Genomic DNA, 20,740 nt, shown 5'->3' on the forward strand with positions numbered 1-20,740 from the left:
CATCCGCCGGTCGCGGAGCGGCTGAGACTCCCAGCATGCTGACCTGCTCTCAGAACCGCACCCGGAGCACGCGCCACAAGTCTCTTGATGTCGAGTAATCTGGGCGGCGGACCCCGTCGGACTCGTGGCCAGGACCCTTCGGCCACGAGCACTCACGAGAGCACAGGAGAGCCAACGCATGGCGAAGATCAAGGTTGTCGGGCCGGTCGTCGAGCTGGACGGCGATGAGATGACCCGGATCATCTGGCAGTTCATCAAGGACCGCCTGATCCACCCGTACCTCGACATCGACCTGCGGTACTACGACCTGTCGATCGAGAACCGCGACGCGACCGACGACCAGGTCACCATCGACGCCGCGCACGCCATCAAGGAGCACGGGGTCGGCGTCAAGTGCGCCACGATCACGCCCGATGAGGCGCGCGTCGAGGAGTTCGGCCTGAAGAAGATGTGGGTCTCGCCCAACGGCACGATCCGCAACATCCTCGGCGGTGTCGTGTTCCGCGAGCCGATCATCATCTCGAACATCCCGCGCCTGGTGCCGGGCTGGAACAAGCCGATCATCATCGGCCGTCACGCGTTCGGCGACCAGTACCGCGCGACGAACTTCAAGGTGCCCGGCGCCGGCAAGCTGACGCTGACCTTCACCCCGGCGGACGGCTCTGAGCCGATCCACCAGGACGTCGTGACGTACCCCGAGGCGGGCGGCGTCGCGATGGGCATGTACAACTTCAATGACTCGATCCGCGACTTCGCGCGGGCGTCGTTCGCGTACGGCCTGCAGCGCGGGTACCCGGTGTACCTGTCCACCAAGAACACGATCCTCAAGGCCTACGACGGCGCGTTCAAGGACATCTTCCAGGAGGTGTTCGACTCCGAGTTCAAGGAGCAGTTCGCCGAGGCCGGCCTGACCTACGAGCACCGCCTCATCGACGACATGGTCGCCGCGGCCATGAAGTGGGAGGGCGGCTACGTCTGGGCCTGCAAGAACTACGACGGCGACGTGCAGTCGGACACCGTCGCGCAGGGGTTCGGCTCGCTGGGCCTCATGACGTCGGTGCTCATGACGCCGGACGGCCAGACGGTCGAGGCGGAGGCGGCGCACGGCACCGTGACGCGCCACTACCGCCAGCACCAGGCCGGCAAGCCGACCTCCACGAACCCGATCGCCTCGATCTTCGCGTGGACGGGCGGCCTCAAGCACCGCGGCAAGCTGGACAAGACCCCTGAGGTCACGCAGTTCGCCGAGACGCTGGAGCAGGTCGTCGTCGAGACCGTCGAGAGCGGCAAGATGACGAAGGACCTCGCCGCGCTGGTCGGCCCGGACCAGCCGTGGCTCACCACGGAGGAGTTCCTTGGCGCCCTCGATGAGAACCTGGCGGCTCGGCTCGCCTGACCCACGTCGATGACATGCGGCGCCCGGTCGGCCCTGTGGGGCTGCCGGGCGCCGCGCGTCTCGGCCCGGCCGCGGACGGCCCCGCCGGGTCCCCGCCGCACACATCGCACTCACCGCTCGCCGTTCGATCAAAGGAGATCAGCATGACGACCCCCGTGAACGTGACTGTGACTGGCGCCGCCGGTCAGATCGGCTATGCCCTGCTGTTCCGGATCGCGTCGGGCCAGATGCTGGGCGCGACCACCCCGGTGCGGCTGAGCCTGCTGGAGATCCCGCAGGGGGTGAAGGCCGCTGAGGGTGTCGCCCTCGAGCTCGAGGACGGCGCGTTCCCGCTGCTGGCAGGCATCGACATCCACGACGACGCGAAGGCGGCGTTCGATGGCGCCAACGTGGCGCTGCTCGTCGGCGCGCGGCCCCGCACCGCGGGCATGGAGCGCGGCGACCTGCTCGCGGCGAACGGCGGCATCTTCAAGCCGCAGGGCGAGGCCATCAACGCGGGCGCCGCGGACGACATCCGGGTGCTCGTGGTGGGCAATCCGGCGAACACGAACGCGCTGATCGCCGCCTCGCATGCGCCGGATGTCCCCGCCGAGCGGTTCACCGCGATGACGCGGCTGGACCACAACCGGGCGGTGTCGCAGGTGGCCCGCAAGACGGGCGCGGCCGTCTCGGAGATCGCCCGGGTGACGATCTGGGGCAACCACTCGGCGACGCAGTACCCGGACCTGAGCCACGCGACGATCGGTGGGCAGGCGGCGCTGGGGGTCATCGCCGACCAGGCATGGGTCGAGGACGGCTTCATCCCGACGGTGGCGAAGCGTGGCGCGGCGATCATCGCGGCACGGGGCGCGTCATCGGCGGCGTCGGCGGCGAATGCGGCCATCGACCACGTGCACTCGTGGGTGCATGGGACGCCGGAGGGCGACTGGACCTCCGCCGGGATCGTGTCGGACGGCTCGTACGGGGTGCCGGAGGGGCTGATCTCGTCGTTCCCGGTGACGTCCGACGGCAGCGCCTGGTCGATCGTGCAGGGCCTGGAGATCGACGAGTTCTCGCGCGGGCGGATCGACGCGTCGGTGGCGGAGCTGGAGGAGGAGCGCGCGGCGGTGCGGGAGCTCGGGCTGATCTGAGCGGCCTCATCTGAGCGCGCCGATCTGCGTCATGCTGGGCTCGGACATGGCCCGCCTCACCCTCGGGGTGGGGCGGGCCGCTCGGATGGGGAGGCCGGTGTGCGCGTCGGGATCAGGGTGAAGCCGGGGGCGTCCCGCACCCGTGTCGGCGGGCTGCACGCAGACCGCCTGGTGGTGGCCGTGCAGGCGCGCGCGGTGGAGGGCGCGGCGACGGAGGCCGCCCTCGCGGCGGTGGCCGAGGCGTGCGGGGTGCGCCGCCGGGCGGTGTCATTGGTGGCGGGCGCGACGAGCCGCGACAAGGTCGTCGAGGTCGACGTGCCGGAGTCGGAGGAGTCGGCGCTGCGGGCCCGGCTCGACGTGTTGCGGGAGGGCGCCTGAGGACTGCTGAAACCGACAGATCGTCCTATTGCTGAAAATTACGGCAATCTGTACGGTCGGTTTCACGTATCCCTTCCGCACAGAGTCGTGCGGCGACGAAGGAGTCGACATGGCCAGGGACCACCGCACGCGCACGTCAGCCAGCCTCCTCACCGTCCTCGCCGTCGCGCTGCTGGGCGCAGTGCCCGCCTCCACAGGAAGCGCCGTCGAGGCGCGCTCCTTCACGGTGGTCGGCTCCTTCCAGGACGAGCTCGGCTGCGCCGCCGACTGGCAGCCCGACTGCGCCGCGACCGTGCTGGCGCCCACCGACGTCGCCGGGGTGCACAGCGCCGAGCTCACCGTCCCCGCCGGCAGCCATGAGTACAAGGTGGCCGTGAACGGCTCCTGGGACGAGGCGTACGGGCGCGAAGGTGGCGCCGAGAACGTGCCGCTCGTGCTGGCCGGGCCCGCGACGCTGCGGTTCGCCTTCGACGACTCCACGCACCGCATCGCGCTCGAGCCCGTCACGCTGACCGGCGGCCCCACCGCCGGCGACGATCAGATCGTCGCGGCGCCCGCCCGGGACAGCGGCGCCGGCGAGAGCTTCTACTTCGTGATGACCGACCGGTTCGCCAATGGCGACACCGCCAACGACACCGGCGGACTCACCGGCGACCGGCTGACGACGGGCCTGGACCCCACCGACAAGAGCTTCTACCACGGCGGCGACCTCGCGGGCCTACGCGGGCAGCTCGACTACATCGAAGGGCTCGGGACCACTGCCATCTGGCTCACGCCGTCCTTCGTCAACCGCCCGGTGCAGGGAACCGGCGCCAGCATCTCGGCCGGGTACCACGGGTACTGGATCACCGACTTCACGCAGATCGACCCGCACCTGGGCACGAACGCCGAGCTCGAGGCGCTCATCGCCGACGCGCACGCCCGCGACATCAAGGTCTACTTCGACATCATCACCAACCACACCGCGGACGTCATCGACTACGCCGAGAAGACGTACACGTATGTGGACCAGGCCACCCGGCCCTACACCGACGCGTCAGGGGTCCCGTTCGACCCCGCCGACCACGCCGACGGCGGGCCGTTCCCGGCACTCGACGCCCAGACCTCCTTCGCGTACACCCCGGTGATCGCCCCCGAGGACGCCGACCTCAAGGTCCCCGCCTGGCTGAACGACCCCACGCTCTACCACAACCGCGGCGACTCGACGTGGACGGGGGAGTCCGTCACCCACGGCGACTTCTCCGGGCTCGACGACCTCATGACCGAGCACCCGACGGTGGTCGACGGGTTCGTGGACGTCTATGACGAGTGGATCGACCTGGGCATCGACGGCTTCCGCATCGACACCGCCAAGCACGTCAACCGCGAGTTCTGGGAGCAGTGGACCACCCACGTCCTGGACTACGCGCATGCGCACGGCAAGCCGGACTTCTTCATGTTCGGCGAGGTGTACGACGCGGACGCGGCACTGCTGTCGCCGTACGTGCGCGAGACCGACATGAACGCGGTGCTCGACTTCGCGTTCCAGGCCGGCGCGTCGAGCTATGCGCGCGGCTTCTCGGCGACGGGCCTGCGGGCGCTGTTCGCGAGCGACGACAGGTACACCACCGCCGACACCAGCGCGGCGGCGCTGCCCACGTTCCTGGGCAACCACGACATGGGCCGGATCGGGCACATGGTCAAGGACTCCGGGGACGCGCTGCGCCGCTCCGAGCTGGCGCACTCGCTGATGTACCTCACGCGCGGGCAGCCGGTCGTGTACTACGGCGACGAGCAGGGCTTCGTCGGCGACGGGGACCTGGGCGGCACGGACAAGGACGCGCGGCAGTCGATGTTCGCCAGCCAGGTGCCGGAGTTCACCCAGCAGCGCCTGCTCACGGGCGAGGTCGCGGGATCGGTGGACCGCTTCGACGCCGACGCGCCGCTGTACACGCATATCGCCGAGCTCGCCGGACTCCGCCAGGGCTCCGACGCGTTGGCCGACGGCGCGCAGGTGGAGCGGCTGGTGGGCGGCGCCGACGGCTCGGTGTACGCGTTCTCCCGGGTGGACCGGACGGAGAAGGTCGAGCATCTGGTCGCCCTCAACAACTCCGCCACCGCGCAGACGGTGACCCTCACGACGCTGACCCCGGGCGCTGCCTACGAGGCGCTGCTCGGCGTGGACGACGGCGCCGCGGCCACCGCCACGGCCGACGGCGACGGCGCGCTCACGCTGACCGTCCCGCCGCTGGCCGCCGTGCTGCTGCGCGCCGACCGCACGGTGGGCGTGCTCGACGGGGGCGCGGGCCTGAGCGTGACCGCCCCGGCGCCCGGCGCCGCGTTGCGCGGGCAGGTCCCCGTGGCCGCAGACATCGACGACGACACCTGGGCGGAGACGTCCTTCGCGTACCGGGTGGTCGGCCACAGCGGATGGGAGAAGCTCGGCACGGCCGAGACGACCCAGCCGCGCGTCTTCCACGACGTGTCGGCGCTGCCGGAGGGCGCGCTGCTCGAGTACCGGGCCGTGTCCACGGACGCCGCCGGGAACCGGGTCGCCGCGTCTGCCTACGCGAGCGTGGGGGTGGCGGTCGACGGCGGCGCCGGCCCGGGCCCCGACCCCGAGGACCAGCTGGTCACCGTTCCCGGCAGCCACAACGCGGCGATGGGCTGCGCGGGCGACTGGCAGCCCGCCTGTGAGCAGGCACAGCTCGCCAAGCGGGCGGATGGCGTCTACGCGGGGACGTTCACGGTGGCGCCGGGATCCTATGAGTACAAGGTGGCCATCGGCGGATCGTGGGACGTCAACTACGGGGCGGGCGGAGTGCGGGGTGGCGCCAACGTCGCGTACACGGTGACGGGGAGCGCGCCGCAGCAGGTCACCTTCGTGTACGACCCGGTGACGCACTGGTTCACGTCCACCGCGCAGGGCCCGCTGCTCACCCTCCCCGGGAGCCACCAGAGCGAGGCGGGATGCGCGGCGGACTGGTCGCCGGACTGCCTGGCCACCTGGCTGCAGGACCCGGACGGCGACGGCGCGTACACGTTCACCACTGCCGTGCTCCCGGCCGGCGTCTACGAGGCCAAGGTCGCCCACAACCTCTCCTGGGCAGAGAATTACGGGGCAGGCGGTGCGCGCGACGGCGCGAACATCCCGTTCGCCGCTCCGGGAGGCAAGCCCGTGACCTTCACCTACGTCCTCGCCACGCACCTGCTGACCATCGACGTCACCGACCCCCCGACACCCGGCCTCGGCGAGGCGCAGGGGCACTGGCTCGAGGCGGGCGTCCTCGCCTGGCCCGCGTCCTGGGTTCCCGCCGGCGTGGCTCCCGAGTCGCTCGAGTTCCGCCTGCACGCGTCGCCCGATGGCGGGCTCGACGTCGCCGACGGCGCGGTCACCGGTGGCGACGAGCATGTGCTGACGCTCGACCCGGCGGGCCTGTCCGCAGCGCAGATCGCCCGGTTCCCCGCGCTCGCGGGCCATCTGGCGCTGCGCCTGCCGGACGGCCTCACCCGGTCCGATGTCGAGCGGCTGGCCGGCGGCGAGCTGCTCGTCACGCAGCGCGGCGAGGACGGCACGCTGCAGGCGGCGTCCGGGGTGCAGATCCCGGGGGTGCTGGACGACCTCTACGCGCGGGCCGCCGCCGACCGGGACCTCGGGGCCACCTGGGCGAAGGGCCGCCCGTCGTTGGCGTTGTGGGCGCCCACCGCCCAGAAGGTCGACCTGCTGCTGTGGCCCGGCACCGACGTCGGCGGGGACCCGGTCCGGGTGCCGACGCGACGCCAGGCGGACGGCACGTGGACGGTGCGGGGTGAGCGGTCGTGGGCCGGATCGGCCTACCGGTATGAGGTCACGGTCTACGTCCCGACCACTGACGCGGTGGAGGTCAACTCGGTCACGGACCCGTACTCCGTGGCGCTGACCCTCAACTCGACGCACTCGGTGCTGGTGGACCTCGACGACCCCGAGTTCCAGCCTCGGCAGTGGGTGAAGGCCAAGCAGCCGGTGGTGCGGCCCGTCGACCAGACGATCTACGAGCTGCACGTGCGGGACTTCTCCGCCTCCGACGCCACGGTGCCCGAGCGGCTGCGCGGGACGTACGGGGCGTTCGCGGCGAATGGCGCGGGACGCGCCCAGCTCCGCCAGCTGCAACGGGCGGGCCTGACGACGGTGCACCTGCTGCCGACGTTCGACCTCGCCACGATCGAGGAGGACCGCGCCGCGCAGCAGTCGCCCGAGGGGGACCTCGCGTCGTTCGCGCCGGACTCGACCGAGCAGCAGTCCCGCGTGACGGCGGTCGCGGCGGACGACGCCTTCAACTGGGGCTACGACCCGTTCCACTGGACCACGCCCGAGGGCTCCTATGCGCGCGACGCCCACGGCGGCGCCCGGGTCGCGGAGTTCCGCACGATGGTGGGCGCGCTGCACTCCGACGGCCTGCAGGTGGTGCTCGACCAGGTCTTCAACCACACGACCGCCAGCGGCCAGGCGGCCACGTCGGTGCTCGACCGCGTGGTGCCCGGCTACTACCACCGGCTCAACCTCGCGGGCGCCGTGGAGACGTCCACCTGCTGCCAGAACGTGGCCACCGAGCATGCGATGGCCCAGAAGATGATGGTCGACTCGGTGGTCACCTGGGCGCGGGACTACAAGGTCGATGGCTTCCGCTTCGACCTGATGGGCCACCACTCGGTGGAGACGATGGCCGCGGTGCGCGCCGCGCTCGACGAGCTCACGCCGCGCCGCGACGGCGTGGACGGCTCGGCGGTCTACCTGTACGGCGAGGGCTGGAACTTCGGCGAGGTGGCCGACAACCGGCTGTTCACCCAGGCCACGCAGGGCCAGCTCGGCGGCACGGGCATCGGCACGTTCAGCGACCGGCTGCGGGACGCGGTGCGCGGCGGCGGCCCGTTCGACGAGGACCCCCGCCTCCAGGGCTTCGGGTCGGGCTCGGCGACGGACCCCAACGGCGCCTCCGTCAACGGCACCGCCGAGCAGCAGCTCGCGCGCGTGCAGCACCAGGCCGACCTGGTGCGACTCGGCCTCGCGGGCAATCTGCGCGACTTCACGTTCCGCACGAGCGACGGCGAGGTGCGCACCGGCGCCGACATCGACTACAACGGCCAGCCCGCCGGCTACGCGGACTCGCCGGAGGAGGTCGTCACCTACGTCGACGCCCATGACAACGAGACCCTGTTCGACGCGCTCACCCACAAGCTGCCGCGCGCCACGACGATGGCCGACCGGGTGCGGATGAACACGTTGTCGCTGGCCACCACGGCCCTCGCGCAGACGCCCTCGTTCTGGCACGCCGGCGCGGAGCTGCTGCGAAGCAAGTCGCTCGACCGCAACTCCTACGACTCCGGCGACTGGTTCAACCACCTGGACCTGACGGGCCAGGACAACGGGTTCGGCCGTGGGCTTCCGCCCGAGCAGGAGAACGCGGACCTGTGGCCGTTCCAGAAGGCGCTGCTCGGCGACCCGGAGCTCAAGCCGGCGCCCCAGGACATCGCGGCAGCGGAGGCGGGCGCCCTCGACCTGCTGCGGCTGCGCTTCTCGACTCCGCTGTTCCGGCTCGGCGACGCGGAGCTCATCGAGCAGAAGGTGACGTTCCCGGGCAGCGGCCCCGACGCGGCGCCGGGCGTGATCGTCATGCACGTGGACGACCGGCGCCAGGGCGGCGGGGCGGATGTGGACAAGAGCCTCGACGGCCTCCTCGTCGTGTTCAACGCCTCGGACGAGGCCATCAGCCAGACGCTGCCCGGACTCGCGGGACGGCGCCACGCCCTCTCCCCAGTGCAGGCGAAGGGCTCCGACCCGGTGGTGCGGCAGACCTCCTGGGAGGCGTCGACCGGGACGGTGACCGTCCCGGCGCGCACCGTCGCGGTGCTCGTGGAGAAGCGCTCCACGGGGCGCCACTGAGCGGCCGATCTGGAGCAGGTGTCGGGGCCTCGCGCTGTCCGATCGCGCTGTGCGACGTAGCCTGAGGCCAACAGAGCGCCCCGGCGCAGGTGGCTGACTCCCCGCCGCCCCGCACCGAATACCGCCCACGTCTCGGCGAGAACGACAGCACCTCTCCTGAGCTCCGATCACCGGAGCGAACCGTGAGGAGTTCCCATGACGGCGCAGCAATCGGCACCTGCCAAGAAGAGCGTGCCCCAGAAGGCCACGATCTCGATCTTCGCGCTCGCGATGCTGAACATCGTGGCGGTGGTGAGCCTGCGCGGGCTTCCCGCGGAGGCTGAGTACGGACTGGGCTCGATCTTCTACTACCTCTTCGCGGCGGTGTTCTTCCTCGTCCCGGTCTCTCTGGTGGCGGCTGAGCTCGCCACCGGCTGGCCGGAGCGCGGCGGGGTGTTCCGGTGGGTCGGTGAGGCGTTCGGCGGGCGCTGGGCGTTCGTCGCCATGTTCGTGCTGTTCATCGAGGTGAGCGTCTGGTTCCCGACGGTGCTGACCTTCGGCGCCACGGCGTTGGCGTACACCGACGACAACCTGTCGTTCGCCGAGCGGCTGTCCTCGGACAAGGCGTACATCCTGCTGGTGGTCCTCGCCGTGTACTGGCTGGCCACGTTCATCGCGATGCGCGGCGCCTCGGCGTTCTCCGGGGTGGCCAAATGGGGCGGCATGATCGGCACGATCATCCCCGCTGCGCTCCTCATCGTGCTGGGGTTCAGCTACCTCATCGCCGGCAACCCCTCGCAGATCAAGCTGGGCTGGGGCGAGTTGATCCCTGACTTCGGGAACTTCTCCAACGTGGTGCTCGCGGCGAGCATCTTCCTCTTCTACGCCGGCATGGAGATGAACGCGATCCATGTGAAAGAGGTGAAGAACGCCTCCCGGAACTATCCGATCGCCATCGGCATCGCGGCGTTGGGCACCGTGGTCATCTTCGTGCTGGGGACGCTGGCGATCGCGTTCGTGGTGCCGCAGTCCGAGATCAACCTGACCCAGAGCCTGCTGACGACGTTCAACGACGTGTTCCGCTGGGCGGGTATCGAGTGGGCGGCGCCGATCATGGCGGTGGCGCTCGCGGTCGGCGTGTTCGCGGGCGTGGTGACGTGGGTGTCCGGTCCGTCGAGTGGTCTGTTGAGCGTGGCCAAGGCCGGCTACATGCCACGGTTCTGGCAGGTCACGAACAAGCACGGGATGGCCACGCACATCCTGATCGCGCAGGCGGGGATCGTGACGTTGCTGTCGGCGGCGTTCGTGCTGCTGCCCTCGGTGCAGTCCGCGTACCAGATCCTCAGCCAGCTCGCGTCGATCCTGTACCTGGTGATGTACCTGCTGATGTTCGGGGCGGCGCTGTACCTCAGATACAGCCAGCCCAACCGCCCACGCCCGTACAAGATCCCCGGAGGCGCCGCGGGGATGTGGCTGATCGGCGGGGCGGGGTTCATCGCGTCGGCGCTCGCGTTCTTCTTCAGCTTCTTCCCGCCCAGCCAGGTGCCGACGGGCTCGCCGGGCACGTACGTCGGGTTCCTGCTGGGGCTCGCCATCGTGTTCGTGGCCATCCCGCTGATCATCTACGCGGTGCGCAAGCCGCACTGGCGCCAGAAGGACGACGATTTCGCGCCGTTCACCTGGCAGATCGAGGGCGGCCACCCGGGTGTGGTGTCGGAGTCCTCCGTGCCGACGCCCGAGCTGCTGCGGAGCGCGCAGGCGCAGACCGGCGCCCAGAGCGGTGGCGCCGCGCCCGGGGCCGATGCGCAGGGCCCGTCCACACCGCCGCGCCACCGTGGCGAGGGCGAGCCGCCCAGCCCGGGCGAGCAGCACTGACGCCCTTCGACGACCGCTCACAGCACGAGGGAAGGACGCGCTCATGGCCCACGACGCGCAGAGCATCCAGGCGGCTGTCGACGCCGCGCACCGGGACAACGCCGGCCTGCAGGGCGGGGCGAACGCCAGCTACATCCCGTACCTGGCGTCGGTGGACTCCTCGCTCTTCGGGGTCGCCGTGGTGACGGCCGAGGGCGAGGTGTACTCCGCCGGCGACGCGGACTTCGAGTTCGCCCTCGAGTCGATCTCCAAGGTGTTCACGATGGCGCGGGCGATGGCCGACGTGGGGCCGGAGGCGTTCCACCAGAAGATCGGCGCCGACCCCACAGGCCTGCCGTTCAACTCGGTGATGGCCTTGGAGCTGCACAACGACAAGCCGCTGAGCCCGCTGGTCAACGCGGGGGCGATGTCCTCGGCGAGCCTCGTGAAGGCGGCGGGCGCCGAGCAGCGCTGGCAGCGCATCCTCGAGACGCAGCAGGCGTTCGCGGGCCGGAAGATCCAGCTCAGCCCCGAGGTCAACCACTCGGAGCAGACGACCAACTTCCACAACCGGGCCATCGCGTGGCTGCTGTACAGCGGCGGCGCGATGTACTCCGACCCGATGGAGGCCTGCGACGTCTACACCCGGCAGTGCTCCACCCTGGTGTCCACCAAGGACCTGGCGACGATGGGGGCGACCCTCGCGGCGGGCGGGGTGAACCCGGTGACCCAGGAGCGTGTGGTGGCCGCCGAGCTGGTGCCGCACATGCTGGCGGAGATGACGATGGAGGGCCTGTACACGTCGTCGGGCGATTGGGCGTACACGGTGGGCCTGCCGGGCAAGAGCGGGGTCGGCGGGGGAGTGCTGTCGGTGGCCCCCGGCAAGCTCGCCATCGCGGCGTTCTCGCCCCCACTCGACCCCGTCGGCAACAGCGTGCGCGGCATGGCGGCGGTGGCGCAGGTCGCGCAGCGCCTGGACCTGAGCCTGTACAAGGTGCCGGGCGCCGGCGACCCGCCACTGTCCGCGCTGGCCAAGGGCTGACTCGGAGCATCCCCGCAGACCCCCATGAGCCGGATGACACGCCCTTAATCGTGGATCAAGGGCTGTGTACAGTTCGCTTCTGTGGGCACAGACCGGGTGACGCCGGGCTCTCAAACTTCACTGCGTGAAGCCAACCGAGCCCGGATCGTGAATGCGGTCCAGCAGCGTGGCTCTCTCACGCAGGTCGAGCTGGCCGGGGTGACAGGGCTGTCCCCGGCGACCGTGTCGAACATCGTCAAGGAGCTCACCGGCGCCGGCGTCCTGCACACCGCCCCCACCTCGCGCAGCGGCCGGCGCGCCCAGCAGGTCACCCTCGCGCGCAACCTCGGACTCGTGGCCGGCGTGCACTTCGGCACCCGGTCCCTGCGGGTGGCGCTCGCGGACGTCGCGCACCGCATCGTCGCCGAGCAGCGCATGCCGCTGCCACCGGACCACCGCGCCGACGCGGGCCTGGACCGCGCGGCGCTGCTGCTCACCGAGATGGTCGAGTCGCTCGAGGCGAGCATGAGCGAGGTGCTGGCCGTGGGCGTGGGGGTGCCCGCGCCGGTGGACGTGCGCACCGGGCAAGTCTCCACGCTCGGCATGCTGCGCGGCTGGGACGGCGTGGCGGTGCCCGAGGTGCTCGAGCACCGCATCGGCGTCCCCGTCCACGTGGACAACGACGCCAACCTGGGCGCGCTGGCCGAGGTGCGGCTCGGCGCCGCGCGCGGCCACGAGAACGTCCTCTACCTGCGGGTCTCGCACGGCGTCGGCGGCGGCCTGGTGATCGGCGGGCGGCTCTACCACGGCCGGTCCGGCACCGCCGGGGAGATCGGCCACGTGACCATCGACGAGAACGGCCCGATCTGCCGCTGCGGCAACCGCGGCTGCCTGGAGACGTTCGTCGGGGCGCCCGTCCTGCTCGGCATGCTCCAGGCCAGCCACGGCAGCCTCACCCTGCCGGACGTGATCGCCCGCGCTCATGACGGCGACCCTGGCTGCCGGCGCGTCATCTCCGACGCGGGCCGCCACCTGGGCTTCGCCGCCGCGAACGTGTGCAACCTGTTCGACCCCGACCTCGTGGTGGTCGGCGGGCGGCTCGCCCAGGCCGGCGCCCTGCTGCTCGAGCCGCTGCGCACCATGCTCGAGCAGCGCACCGTGCCCAGCACCGCCGGCCCGGTGGAGGTCGTCGCCTCCGAGCTCGGCGCCGCGGCCGAGGTCCGCGGCGCGCTGGCCGTCGCCCTGGACCGGGTCGGCATCGCCGCCTCGATGGTGGCGACCGGATGACCCCGCCCCGAGTGTCGCGGCGCCGCCCCGGCGTCACCGCACTGCTCGCCGCCGCACTGCTGGCCGCCTCCATGGCCACGGCCGGCTGCGCGTCCGCGACCCCGCAGGACGTGCCGACCATCGCGTTCCTGCTGCCCGAGTCCAAGGCCGCCCGCTACGAGAACGTGGACCGTCCCGTCTTCGAGCAGGCTGTCGCCGAGGCGTGCCCCCGCTGCCGGGTGGTCTCCGCCAACGCGGGGCAGGACGCCGAGCGCCAGCAGCAGCAGGCGGAGTCCGCGCTCAGCCAGGGCGCGGGGGTCCTGGTGCTCGACGCCGTGGACGTGTCCGCTGCCGTGAGCATCGTCGCCGCCGCGGCCGAGCGCGGCGTCCCCGTCATCGCCTACGACCGCTCGCTCCCCTCGGCGGACGTCACCGCGTACGTGTCCTTCGACAGCGAGGACGTCGGCCGCCTGCAGGGCCTGTCCATCGTGACGGCGCTCGCGGAGCGCCCGGCCGACGGCGTCCCCGGGGTGCTGCTCCTCGGCGGGGCCGCCACCGACGCGAACTCCGCGGCGCTGCTCGCGGGCGCCCGGGCCGCCTTCGACGGCGCCGGCGTCGAGGTGCTCGCCGAGTACTCCACCCCCGACTGGAGCCCCGACAAGGCGCAGGAGTGGGTGGCCGGGCAGCTCACCCAGTTCGAGGGCCGCGTCGACGCGGTGTGGGCTGCCAACGACGGCACCGCGAGCGGGGCGATCTCCGCGATGAAGGCCGCGGGGCTCACCCCGATGCCCCTCGTGACCGGCCAGGACGCCGAGCTCAGCGCGGTGCAGCGCATCATCAGCGGCGACCAGCACATGACCGTCTACAAGGACATCGCCGAGGAGGCGCGCACGGCCGCGCGCCTCGCCGTCGACATCCTGAATGGCCTTACCCCCCGAACGACCACGATCGTCGACGGCGTCCCCGCCGTGCTGTTGACCCCTGTGCCCGTGACCACCGAGAACCTGCGCCACGTCATCGTCGACGGCGGCGTCCACACCAGCGAGGTGATCTGCGTGGATTCCTACCGTCCCGCCTGCATCGAGGCAGGCCTCATCAAGGAGCCCGGCGAGTGAATGCTCCAGTGCTGTCGCTGCGCGGCGTGAGCAAGTCCTACGGCGCGGTCCGTGCCCTGGTGGGCGTCGATCTGGACGTCCACGCGCATGAGGTCGTCGCGGTGGTCGGCGACAACGGCGCGGGGAAGTCGACGCTCGCGGGCGTCGTCTCCGGCGCGCTGCTGCCCGACACCGGGCACGTCGAGCGCGACGGGCGGCCCGTGCACCTGGTCAACCCCGCCGTCGCTCGCGCGCACGGCATCGCCGCCGTGTTCCAGGATCTCGCCCTGTGCGAGAACCTCGACGTCGTCGAGAACATCTTCCTCGGCCAGGAGGTCACCCAGGGCCCTCTGCTCGACGAGGTGGCGATGGAGAAGCACGCCTGGGAGCTGCTCAACCAGCTCGCCGCGCGCGTGCCCTCCGTCCGGGCGCCCGTGGGCGCGCTGTCCGGTGGACAGCGCCAGGCCGTCGCGATCGCCCGGTCCCTGCTCGGCGACCCGCGCGTCGTGGTGCTCGACGAGCCCACCGCCTCACTCGGCATCACCCAGACCGCCGAGGTGCTCAACCTCATCGAGCGGCTGCGTGAGCGCGGCCACGGCGTCGTGCTCATCAGCCACTCGATGGCCGACGTGCAGGCCGTCGCCGACCGGATCGTGGTGCTGCGGCTCGGCCGCGTCAACGGCGACTTCGACGCGGCGAGCACCAGCTATGAGGACCTGATCGCCGCCGTGACGGGGGTGACCCCCAGCGGGCGCAGCGGGCGCGCGGTCCGCGCGGACGAGGCCTCACGATGAGCCTGCCGGTCTCCGTCCAGACTGGCGTCCAGACCGGCGGGGCAGGGCCCGACACGTCGTCCCCCCGCGAGGCTGTGCGGGGCATCGGCCAGCGGCTGCGCACCGGCGAGCTCGGCTCGTTGCCGATCATCGGGGCGCTGCTGGTGATCTGGGTGGTGTTCCAGTCGCTCAACCCGCACTTCCTCAGCAGCGACAACCTGGTCAACCTCACGATGCAGTCCGCTTCCACGGGCGTGCTCGCGCTCGGGGTCGTGCTGGTGCTGCTCGTCGGGCACATCGACCTGTCCGTGGGCTCGGTGTGCGGGCTGTCGGCGGCGGTCGTCGCCGTCGGGTCCGTGCAACTGGGCTGGCCGGTGGCCGTGGCCGTGCTGGCCGCCCTCGTCGTCGGGGCCGTCGTCGGGCTCCTGTACGGGATCCTCGCGACCCGGCTGCGACTGCCGAGCTTCGTGTTCACGCTCGCCGGGCTGCTGGTGATCGCCGGGCTGCAGCTCAAGGTGCTGGGGACCACCGGCTCGGTGAACCTGCCCTTCGAGTCGTGGCTTGTGCGGACCGTCCAGCAGGGCTTCCTGCCGCCCGCTGTCGCCTATGGCCTCACGGTCGCGGTGGTGATCGCGTACGGCGGCGCCCTGGTGGCCGAGCGGGCGCGCCGCGAGCGGGCCGGGCTGCCGGTGAGCCCGCTGGTCGCCGTCGTGACGCGCATCGCGCTCATCGGCGTCGCACTCGTCGCGGCCGTCGCCTACCTGCAGACCAACCGCGGCCTGGGGGTGGCGTTCGCGCTGTTCCTCGGCCTCGTGGCGGTGGTGGACATCCTGCTGCGCCGCACCCGCTGGGGCCGCGGGGTGCACGCGGTGGGCGGCTCCGTGGAGTCCGCGCGCCGGGCCGGGGTGCCGGTGCGCCGCACCTACCTGTCGGTCTTCGTGGCCTGCTCGACGCTGGCCGCCCTGGGCGGGGTGCTGGCCGTCGGGCGGCTGTCGGCGGCCAACCAGGGCACCGGCGGCGGCGACCTCTACCTCACGGCCATCGCCGCGGCGGTCATCGGCGGGACCAGCCTCTTCGGCGGGCGCGGCACCGCCTGGTCGGCGCTGTGGGGCGTGCTCATCATCCACTCGATCAACAGCGGGCTCACGCTGCTCAACATGGGCGCCTCGGAGCGGTACGTCATCACCGGGCTGGTGCTGGCGCTCGCGGTCACCATCGACACGCTCGCGCGCCGCAACCGCACCGCCTGACCGCGCGACCGGCCTGACTGCGCGACCGGCGCCCCCTGCCCGTGCGGGCTGAGGGCGCCGGCCCACTTCTCAGGTTATCCGCCCACGCATGCCGTGCCGTTGAGCGCGAACGCGGTGGGCGCGGTGTTCACCCCCGTGTGCGAGCCGTTGAACCCGAACTGCACTGACCCGCCTGCCGGGACCGCCGCGTTCCAGGCGGCGTTGGCCGCGGTCACCTGCGTGCCCTGCTGCGTGGTCACCGAGCTCCACGCCTGCGTGACCTGCTGGCCCGAGGGGAAGGACCAGGTCAACCGCCAGCCGTTGAGCGGGGTGGCGGTCAGGTTCTTCACCGTGACGTTCGCGGTGAAGCCGGTGTTCCACTGGTTGACGCTGTACGCGACTGTGCAGCTCCCGGTGGTGGTGCTCGTCGGCGTCGGCGGCGCTGTCGTGGGAGGCGCGGTAGTCGGAGGCGCTGTGGTGGGCGGCGCCGTCGTCGGGGGAGCCGTCGTGGGGGTGGTGGTGTCCAGCCCGAAGAAGTGGATGGCCGCGGCGGCGTCGACGGGCAGGTTGTGCGAGACGCCCTGCATGCTGTTGGCCTCGACCGGGGCCCGGTCGCCCGTCGCCCCGTAGCGGGTGCGCGTGATCCCACTGGCGGGGGTGTCGGTGGAGGCGGGCGTGGCGCTGACGCCCAGCACGTTGGTCCACTGCTTGATCGACTCGCCGAAGTTGACGTAGCTCAGCGTCTCGTCGTTGGTGCCGTGCCACAGCTGGACGCGGGGGCGGGCGCCGGTGTAGCCGGGATATGCGTTGCGCACCAGGGCGCCCCACTCCTGGGCGGTCCTCGTGATGCGGCCCTGCGAGCAGTCGCTGTTCCACCCCGAGCCGTTGGTCGTCGCGAAGCAGGACGCCGGCACTCCGGCGAACGCCGAGCCCGCGGCGAAGACGTCCGGGTAGTTGGCCAGCAGCACCTGCGTCATCATCGCGCCGGAGGAGACCCCGGTGGCGAAGACCTTGCTGGTGTCGGTGGTGTAGCGCTGCTGCACGTACTGGAGCATCGACCGGATGCCCACCGGGTCGCTGCCGCCGTCGCGGCGCAGCGCCTCGGGGGAGGACACGTCGAAGCAGTTGCCGCTCCGCGTCGCGGACGGGTAGATGACGATGTAGCCGTAGCGGGTGGCGAGCTCGTCGAACTGCGAGCCGTTGTAGAAGGCGGGGCCGGAGCCCGTGCAGTAGTGCACCGCGACGAGGACCCCCGGGCGGGCCGGGAGGTTGTCGGGCACGAACAGGTGCATCTGCAGGCCACTGGGATTGGCGCCGAAGTTCGTGACCTCCACCAGGGAGGCCGCTTGGGCGGGTGGCGCCGTGGAGATGGCGGCGGCGGTGACGCCGAGCAGGCTGAGCGCGAAGGCGGCTGCTGCTGCGGCGACGCGGGCGACGGGGCGGCGTGGGCGGTCCATCGGTCTCCTCGATGAGCCGGTGGCATGGTGGACGTCGTCGGCCACGCACCGGGGGCGGGTGGCCTCCATCGGGACGCGGAGGCCGTCGGCTCTCGGAGCATGGCCCGCCCCTCACCGCCGCCGCGACGACGTGAATCGTTTCGCCGCCGTGCGGATCGACATCGTTGTCGATCCGGCCAGGTCAGCGGAAGACGATCGTGCGGTGCCCGTCCAGCAGCACCCGGTGCTCGGCGTGCCAGCGCACCGCGCGCGCCAGCGTCCGCCGCTCCACATCCTGGCCCAACGCGACCAGGTCCTCCACCGAGCGGGTGTGGTCCACGCGCTCCACGTCCTGCTCGATGATCGGGCCCTCGTCCAGGTCGCCGGTGACGTAGTGCGCGGTGGCGCCGATGAGCTTGACCCCGCGGTCGTGGGCCTGGGCGTACGGGCGCGCGCCCTTGAAGGACGGCAGGAATGAGTGGTGGATGTTGATGACCCGGCCCGACAGCGCCCGGCACAGGTCGTCCGAGAGGATCTGCATGTAGCGGGCGAGCACGACGAGCTCGACGTCCAGCTCCTGCACCAGCTCGAGCAGCCGGTCCTCGGCGGCGGACTTGGTCGCCGCCGTCACGGGGACGTGGTGGAACGGGATGTCGTAGAACTGCGCCAGGTCCGCCAGCGCCGTGTGGTTCGACACGACGGCGACCAGGTCCACGGGCAGGTTCTCGGAACGCTGGCGGAAGGCCAGGTCGTTGAGGCAGTGAGCCGCCGTCGATCCCATCACCAGGGTGCGCACCGGGCGGCCGGCGACGTCGAGCCGCCACTGCATCATGAACCGGCCGGCCAGCTCGACCAGGGCGCTCTCCAGGGTGTGCCGAGCCACCGAGGCAGTGACCTGCACCCGCATGAAGAACAGCCCGGTGAGCGGGTCGCCGAACTGCTGGGACTCGGTGATGTTGCCGCCGTGCTCCGCCAGCAGGCCGGCCACCGCATGCACGATGCCGGGGCGGTCGGGGCACGAGAGGGTCAGGACCCAGTGGGTTCCGTCAGGGGTGTGGAGGAGCGGGGTGGACACGGTCGCCAAGGGTAGTCGAGCACCCTGGAGCCGCAGCGCAGCCGCACACAGGATGAGCGCGTGTTCCTCCCCGGAGCGGCGCCGGGTGATGGGACGATGGGACGCATGAGCGAGCCCGAGGTGGAGATCCGTCCTGTCGACCTGGCCGACGCCGGCGAGCTGCTGACATTGCGCCGCGCGGCCTTCGTCACCGAGGCGCAGATCTACGGCGACCCGAACATCCCGCCGCTGACGCAGACGTACGACGAGCTGCGCGCGGACCTGGTGGCCGACGGCGTGATCACACTCGGCGCCTGGTCCGGGCACCGGCTCGTCGGGTCCATCCGCGTGCTGCTCGAGGACGGCAAGGCCACGCTGGGCCGGCTCGCGGTGGCGCCCGACGTGCAGGGCCGGGGGATCGGCACCCGCCTGCTGCTCGCGATCCTGCCGCTGCTGCCCGAGGACATCAACGAGGTCTGGGTCTTCACCGGCCGCGACTCGGTGCAGAACCTCGCCCTGTACGAGCGCCACGGCTACACCCACCAGCACGACCAGACCGCTGGCGACCTGACGTTCGCGTACCTGCGCAAGATCCTCGGCGACGGCGAGGCGTCACCGGTGGGCGCCGCGCACGGCTGACCCTGTCGCCGACGCCCGTCCCGGCATCCGGGAAGGGCGTCGGACAGCGGCGCCAGGTTGGTAGGCTGGCCCACGTCGCGACTGGCGCAACGGGTGGAACACCACCGGGGAGCGACGCAGCAGCAGACTTCGGGTCGGACGCCTGGGCCCTCGGTCACCACACCATTCGTGTGCGTGCCCGACGTATGCCGGGAACCCGCACGCTGACTGCGAGGAGAGACATGAGCGTCGACCAGACCCCCGTGCTCGACCAGAACCTGTCCGCCGTCGACCCTGAGATCGCCGCGGTGCTGGACGGAGAGCTCGCCCGCCAGCAGGGCACGCTCGAGATGATCGCGAGCGAGAACTTCGTGCCGCGGGCCGTCCTGCAGGCGCAGGGCTCCGTGCTCACCAACAAGTACGCCGAGGGCTACCCCGGCCGCCGCTACTACGGTGGCTGCGAGCAGGTCGACATCGCCGAGACCCTCGCCATCGAGCGGGCCAAGGCCCTGTTCGGCGCCGAGCACGCCAACGTCCAGCCGCACTCCGGCGCGACGGCCAACGCCGCCGTGCTGCACGCCCTGATCAACAAGGGCGACAAGATCCTCGGCCTCGAGCTGGCCCACGGCGGCCACCTCACGCACGGCATGAAGATCAACTTCTCGGGCAAGCTCTACGACGTCTCCGCGTACGGCGTGAACCCCGAGACGTTCCTCATCGACCCCGAGGCAGTGCGCGCCGCGGCCCTCGAGCACCGCCCCGACGTCATCATCGGCGGCTGGTCCGCGTACCCGCGCCAGCTCGACTTCGAGGCGTTCCGCTCCATCGCCGACGAGGTCGGCGCGAAGCTCTGGGTCGACATGGCCCACTTCGCCGGGCTGGTCGCGGCGGGCCTGCACCCCAACCCCGTGCCGTACGCGGACGTGGTGTCGTCCACGGTGCACAAGACGATCGGCGGCCCCCGCTCGGGCTTCATCCTGTCCAAGCAGGAGTACGCCAAGAAGATCGACTCGGCGGTCTTCCCCGGCCAGCAGGGCGGCCCGCTCATGCACGTCGTCGCCGCCAAGGCCGTCTCCTTCAAGATCGCGGGCTCGCCCGAGTTCCGCGACCGCCAGGAGCGCACGCTCTCCGGCGCGAAGCTCATCGCCGAGCGCCTGATGGCGGCCGACGTCACCGGCGCCGGGATCTCCGTGCTGACCGGCGGCACCGACGTGCACCTGGTGCTCGTCGACCTGCGGCACTCGGACCTCGACGGCCAGCAGGCCGAGGACCTCCTGCACGCCGTCGGCATCACCGTGAACCGCAACGCGGTGCCCTTCGACCCGCGCCCCCCGCGCGTCACGTCGGGCCTGCGCATCGGGACGCCCGCGCTCGCGACGCGGGGCTTCGGCGACGCGGAGTTCGCCGAGGTGGCCGACATCATCGCCACCGCCCTGGTCGACGGCCAGAGCGCTGACGTCGAGGCGCTGCGCGCACGCGTGCAGAAGCTCACCGACGCGCACCCGCTCTACGCCGGTCTCCAGCAGTACTGACCCACGCCGTGCCGCCGGACCCGGTCCGGGCGCCCCACGTGGGGCGCCCGGACCGGCCCGGCGTCCGCTCGCCGAGAAAGA

Annotated in this window: 14 protein-coding genes and 1 riboswitch; of the genes, 12 read left to right on the forward strand and 2 right to left on the reverse strand. The window is 71.7% G+C overall.

The features are described from left to right. Positions 1 to 178 precede the first annotated feature (178 nt). The 10 genes from BN3788_RS03385 to BN3788_RS03430 all read left to right on the forward strand — a co-directional run bounded on the left by BN3788_RS03385 (position 179) and on the right by BN3788_RS03430 (position 16,040). Positions 179 to 1,396, forward strand: coding sequence for an NADP-dependent isocitrate dehydrogenase (locus tag BN3788_RS03385; protein WP_066582437.1), 1,218 nt, complete (start codon positions 179 to 181; stop codon positions 1,394 to 1,396). A 143-nt stretch (positions 1,397 to 1,539) separates the two neighbouring features. Beyond that, positions 1,540 to 2,526 (forward strand): malate dehydrogenase, encoded by a 987-nt coding sequence (locus tag BN3788_RS03390; RefSeq protein WP_066582438.1) that lies wholly within the window; start codon positions 1,540 to 1,542, stop codon positions 2,524 to 2,526. Between the two features lie 99 nt (positions 2,527 to 2,625). Next, positions 2,626 to 2,904, forward strand: a complete 279-nt coding sequence (locus BN3788_RS03395) for a DUF167 domain-containing protein (protein ID WP_066582439.1) — start codon at positions 2,626 to 2,628, stop codon at positions 2,902 to 2,904. Positions 2,905 to 3,013: 109 nt separating this feature from the next. Next, positions 3,014 to 8,803 carry a pullulanase-type alpha-1,6-glucosidase gene (gene pulA, locus BN3788_RS03400; RefSeq protein WP_066582440.1) on the forward strand — a complete coding sequence of 1,930 codons (5,790 nt, stop codon included), beginning with the start codon at positions 3,014 to 3,016 and terminating at the stop codon, positions 8,801 to 8,803. A 195-nt stretch (positions 8,804 to 8,998) separates the two neighbouring features. Beyond that, positions 8,999 to 10,657, forward strand: coding sequence for a putative glutamine/gamma-aminobutyrate antiporter GadC (gene gadC / locus BN3788_RS03405; protein WP_082812532.1), 1,659 nt, complete (start codon positions 8,999 to 9,001; stop codon positions 10,655 to 10,657). A 43-nt stretch (positions 10,658 to 10,700) separates the two neighbouring features. Next, positions 10,701 to 11,678, forward strand: coding sequence for a glutaminase A (gene glsA, locus BN3788_RS03410; RefSeq protein ID WP_066582441.1), 978 nt, complete (start codon positions 10,701 to 10,703; stop codon positions 11,676 to 11,678). Positions 11,679 to 11,825: 147 nt separating this feature from the next. Continuing rightward, positions 11,826 to 12,944: an ROK family transcriptional regulator gene (locus tag BN3788_RS03415; RefSeq protein ID WP_234346459.1), complete on the forward strand. Its 1,119-nt coding sequence runs from the start codon at positions 11,826 to 11,828 to the stop codon at positions 12,942 to 12,944. Then, entirely contained in the window at positions 12,941 to 14,038 is a 1,098-nt protein-coding gene (locus BN3788_RS03420) for a substrate-binding domain-containing protein (RefSeq protein WP_066582443.1), read from the forward strand. The genes BN3788_RS03415 and BN3788_RS03420 overlap by 4 nt, the downstream gene beginning before the upstream one ends. Beyond that, entirely contained in the window at positions 14,035 to 14,811 is a 777-nt protein-coding gene (locus tag BN3788_RS03425) for an ATP-binding cassette domain-containing protein (protein WP_234346460.1), read from the forward strand. The genes BN3788_RS03420 and BN3788_RS03425 overlap by 4 nt, the downstream gene beginning before the upstream one ends. Further along, on the forward strand, positions 14,808 to 16,040 hold the full coding sequence (locus BN3788_RS03430) for a sugar ABC transporter permease (RefSeq protein ID WP_082812533.1): 1,233 nt from the start codon (positions 14,808 to 14,810) through the stop codon (positions 16,038 to 16,040). Before BN3788_RS03425 ends, BN3788_RS03430 begins: the two co-directional genes overlap by 4 nt. A 74-nt stretch (positions 16,041 to 16,114) precedes the next feature. Here the strand turns inward: BN3788_RS03430 and BN3788_RS03435 are convergent, their stop codons facing one another. Further along, entirely contained in the window at positions 16,115 to 17,476 is a 1,362-nt protein-coding gene (locus BN3788_RS03435; protein ID WP_066582445.1) for an extracellular catalytic domain type 1 short-chain-length polyhydroxyalkanoate depolymerase, read from the reverse strand. Positions 17,477 to 17,657: 181 nt separating this feature from the next. Then, positions 17,658 to 18,530, reverse strand: a complete 873-nt coding sequence (gene purU / locus BN3788_RS03440) for a formyltetrahydrofolate deformylase (RefSeq protein ID WP_066582492.1) — start codon at positions 18,528 to 18,530, stop codon at positions 17,658 to 17,660. 105 nt (positions 18,531 to 18,635) lie between these two features. On the opposite strand from purU, the gene BN3788_RS03445 reads away from it, so the two are divergent. After that, positions 18,636 to 19,148, forward strand: coding sequence for a GNAT family N-acetyltransferase (locus tag BN3788_RS03445; protein ID WP_066582446.1), 513 nt, complete (start codon positions 18,636 to 18,638; stop codon positions 19,146 to 19,148). A gap of 67 nt (positions 19,149 to 19,215) precedes the next feature. Continuing rightward, positions 19,216 to 19,303: riboswitch (ZMP/ZTP riboswitch) on the forward strand. 66 nt (positions 19,304 to 19,369) lie between these two features. Continuing rightward, positions 19,370 to 20,659, forward strand: coding sequence for a serine hydroxymethyltransferase (gene glyA / locus BN3788_RS03450; RefSeq protein ID WP_066582447.1), 1,290 nt, complete (start codon positions 19,370 to 19,372; stop codon positions 20,657 to 20,659). Positions 20,660 to 20,740: the final 81 nt, after the last annotated feature.

This window comes from Cellulomonas timonensis (assembly GCF_900046455.1).
Taxonomy (GTDB): Bacteria; Actinomycetota; Actinomycetes; order Actinomycetales; family Cellulomonadaceae; genus Cellulomonas_A; species Cellulomonas_A timonensis.

Excerpts from the sequence above, each read along its gene's own strand:
- BN3788_RS03385 (WP_066582437.1), top strand. The coding sequence starts at position 179 with ATGGCGAAGATCAAGGTTGTCGGGCCGGTCGTCGAGCTGGACGGCGAT.
- BN3788_RS03390 (WP_066582438.1), top strand. The coding sequence starts at position 1,540 with ATGACGACCCCCGTGAACGTGACTGTGACTGGCGCCGCCGGTCAGATC.
- pulA (WP_066582440.1), top strand. The coding sequence starts at position 3,014 with ATGGCCAGGGACCACCGCACGCGCACGTCAGCCAGCCTCCTCACCGTC.
- gadC (WP_082812532.1), top strand. The coding sequence starts at position 8,999 with ATGACGGCGCAGCAATCGGCACCTGCCAAGAAGAGCGTGCCCCAGAAG.
- glsA (WP_066582441.1), top strand. The coding sequence starts at position 10,701 with ATGGCCCACGACGCGCAGAGCATCCAGGCGGCTGTCGACGCCGCGCAC.
- BN3788_RS03420 (WP_066582443.1), top strand. The coding sequence starts at position 12,941 with ATGACCCCGCCCCGAGTGTCGCGGCGCCGCCCCGGCGTCACCGCACTG.
- BN3788_RS03430 (WP_082812533.1), top strand. The coding sequence starts at position 14,808 with ATGAGCCTGCCGGTCTCCGTCCAGACTGGCGTCCAGACCGGCGGGGCA.
- BN3788_RS03435 (WP_066582445.1), bottom strand. The coding sequence starts at position 17,476 with ATGGACCGCCCACGCCGCCCCGTCGCCCGCGTCGCCGCAGCAGCAGCC.
- BN3788_RS03445 (WP_066582446.1), top strand. The coding sequence starts at position 18,636 with ATGAGCGAGCCCGAGGTGGAGATCCGTCCTGTCGACCTGGCCGACGCC.
- glyA (WP_066582447.1), top strand. The coding sequence starts at position 19,370 with ATGAGCGTCGACCAGACCCCCGTGCTCGACCAGAACCTGTCCGCCGTC.